The sequence below is a fragment of the Boseongicola sp. genome (assembly GCF_057460485.1).
In genome coordinates, this window is the sequence record NZ_JBVCWP010000395.1 from 1 (window position 1) to 3,033 (window position 3,033).

Consider the following 3,033-nt stretch of genomic DNA (forward strand, 5'->3'; position numbering starts at 1 on the left):
ATTTCGATGTCGCCCTGGAACAGTTGCGGATTGGGTGTCAACAGACGGCCCAGATCATCCATGTCCTGCACCATCGTCAGACCGCCCGCCGAAGCGTCCAGATCCCCGATGAGTCCCCGCTGGGTCGTTTTCATCGGCGGGTCGATTTCCTTGGCGCGGGCCTCGGAGGTCATCGCCACGGTTTCGTTGAGTTGCTTGATGTCGGACAGACAGACCATTGCCGGGGAATGGCCCCAGCGCGAACCGGACACCTTCTTCCATCGCGCCACCATCGCGGGCTTGTGGTAGTAGCCGCCTTCTTCCAGTTCCGTCTTGGTCTTTTTCAGCACATATTTGTAGCCCCAGGGTCGCGCCTTGGGTGCCATGCGCTTTTTCGTTTCCTTGATGTCCGGTCGCTGATAGACACAAAAGATGACTTCGTGCTTGGTGTCGGGATCATCCTTGATGTCACCAAAATCACCATCCGGCCATTTGTCCTCAAGTTGGAGCCGGGTGTATTTCAGTTCCCGGTAAACGCGCAATACCTTGTCATCTGCGCCGTATTCAAACTGGCAGTTGTCAATGGGAAAGGTACTGAACGCCAGCCCTTCCCATTCGGAATCGTTCATTTCTTCCTCAAACACCACCGAGGTTCCGAACGAAACGATGTCGAGATACGCTTCGGGCATTTCGTTTTTCAGGTTGGACGATTGCAGCGCCTGCCAGATACGCGCTTCAACCGCTTCCAGCCATTGCACCGCTGCGGTGTTGTCGTTCAGTTTTTGATTGCGGAACGCCAGCTTGAACCATTGCACAATCGGAGAGGTCAGCAGCGAATGCAAGAACGCCGCCAGATGGTCGGCGGCTACGGGGGCTGTTGAATCGTAGATTTTCGGGCGATGCCACTCCGTTTCGTATTCCGATTGTTTGGAGCGGAAAAACTCGCCGCGATAGGGAACCACGTATTCCTCGATGTCCTGCAAAATGGAGTCGAGGGTTTTGCGTAGGTTGGCGAGTTCATCGAACCGCTTGCAGATATATTCCGCTTCCATTTACTTTACCTCTCCAACGCTTTTGGAGTATTCCCGAGAAAATCGGTCTGCTTCTTTTCGCGTTTTGAACTTGCCCATATGTTGTCCGGTTTTCCGAAACCACTCTATTGCTTCTTGCTCAGACATGATGGTTCCATCCGGCTTTAGACGAGGAATAAGCACCGTGATTTCCTCGCCGCCCTCTTCAACTCCAATGCTCATTGACCAAACCGAGCTACTTTTGCCCGTTTGCGGATTATGTACACGGACACGATTGGACAAATCAATGTTGGGCGCTGATAACATATCTGGATAATTCCTAAAATTTAAACCAGACATTGCCCATTTCCTTGGATTGCCTTGACCGCGAATGAATCGCGGTAATTGAGCGTTACTTCCTCGTTGTGCAGATCACGCATGGCGACACACACAATGTCACTACCGCGCCTTTCCATGTATGCATTTGGAGTAGGCGAGTGATTGGCATAACGCCCCGCAATGGTTTTGGTTCTGCCGTGATCGAACGCCCCTAAAATGCTTCTGCCTTTTTCCAGATGACGAACAAACAGGCCGGTTCCATGAATGGCTGATGGGGCAAGGTAAATGTTTGGATCTTCGTTTTCCACGACCGGAAACTTCGCCATGTCCTGCTGAATAACGGCATCGTCAATGCCAATTTCATCCAGCATGGCCGCAAAGTCCTGGCGCTCGCGCATGGCTATCGGGCCAAGCGTTCCTTGAGCAACTTGGTCTGTTCTTCTTTGTACTTTTCGCGGGCCTTAAAAAATCCGCTGGTAGCGCGGACATGCTCGGGGACCACAGACACCGTCGATTGCGGCTTGCTGGACGTGGACTCTTTTTTCTTGCTGGTTGCCTTCTTCGTGACTTTCTTCTTTGCCATGATTCGGCCTCCTATACGAAACTGCCTTTGTACTTCGGCTTACGCATCAGACGCTCATTGCCGCCCGCTGGTACGCCGTACTTAGGCAACATCATAGCACCATATCGTAGTGCGTCCATAACATCGTCGTTTGTTTTCACGATCTTACCGTCTTTTTTGTGGTACGCCCGTTTCTCCCGCAGGAAGTTATCGCAGCCGCGCAGCACCTTGAATTTCTCTGTTTTCATGCGGTCCTGAAGCTCGATAATCCCCGGCATGACTTTTTTGGAGCCATCCGGGTTTTCAAAATCCAGCGTTAGCGCGGAATCAATGCCCGCCTTCTCGTACCAGTACCGTGTCGTTTTACCACTCCCTTTCTCCGTTGTATCCACATCGGGCGGAAACACAATGGGGGACCAGGCCATGTAGGAATTGGCGACCGCCGCATGATAGGCCGCACTCTCGCCGGTCTGCGAATAATCGCGCATCAGGTAGATGCAGTCGATTTCGGGGTCATAGGCCAGCCACACGATAGCAGTGGGATGATCCACGCCCAAATCGATGGCCCGCAGAAACCGGAAGTAATTGGGCGCTTCGTCAATGGTGAACGGTTCATGGATGATGCGTTTTTCGGGTACGGGATAGATCAGGCCGGAACCGAAATACGGCACACCCTTCGCCCGCATTTCCTGCTCATCTTCGGGAACGCCCTGCAAGATGCTTTCCTGCACTTCCGGCGTCAGGTGCGGGCATTCGGACCATGCGACCGGCCCCACCAAATGCTGTGAGGACTTGCGGTGTTCCATGAACTGCGTCACCAGTTGGGTCGATCCCAATTCCGGCGTCATGGTATAGAGGATATGACCGCCCCTGTTGTAGTTGCCGGTCATCAGGCGAATGACCAACTGGCCGACCAGATCATCGGGCGGGCATTCGTCGATCCAGACGCCATCCAGCGAATAACCGGCGAACGACAGCGTACCCTGGCCCTGCTTCGATTGCGTGTAGGCTCTGAGCTTGCAGTTGGCTCTGCCATACTTGCCCAGCACTTCGACATTGACGGCCAGATCCGTTACCTGCTTGTTCCACGTTACGCGCCCGATTTCGTCGTGATGGACCCAGCCGCCCGTAAAGCGTTTCTTC

General features: G+C 53.5%; 5 protein-coding genes. All 5 read right to left on the reverse strand.

Annotated features, from left to right (window positions below):
* On the reverse strand, positions 1–1,031 hold a 1,031-nt coding region (locus AC221Y_RS22665; protein ID WP_486708554.1), incomplete at its 3' end, for a portal protein.
* Entirely contained in the window at positions 1,032–1,349 is a 318-nt protein-coding gene (locus tag AC221Y_RS22670) for a hypothetical protein (RefSeq protein WP_486708555.1), read from the reverse strand.
* Positions 1,337–1,726: an SET domain-containing protein-lysine N-methyltransferase gene (locus tag AC221Y_RS22675; RefSeq protein WP_486708556.1), complete on the reverse strand. Its 390-nt coding sequence runs from the start codon at positions 1,724–1,726 to the stop codon at positions 1,337–1,339. The genes AC221Y_RS22670 and AC221Y_RS22675 overlap by 13 nt, the downstream gene beginning before the upstream one ends.
* A 2-nt stretch (positions 1,727–1,728) precedes the next feature.
* Positions 1,729–1,911, reverse strand: a complete 183-nt coding sequence (locus AC221Y_RS22680) for a hypothetical protein (RefSeq protein ID WP_486708557.1) — start codon at positions 1,909–1,911, stop codon at positions 1,729–1,731.
* 11 nt (positions 1,912–1,922) lie between these two features.
* Positions 1,923–3,033: phage terminase large subunit family protein (locus tag AC221Y_RS22685; RefSeq protein WP_486708558.1), on the reverse strand; the 1,111-nt coding region annotated here is incomplete at its 5' end.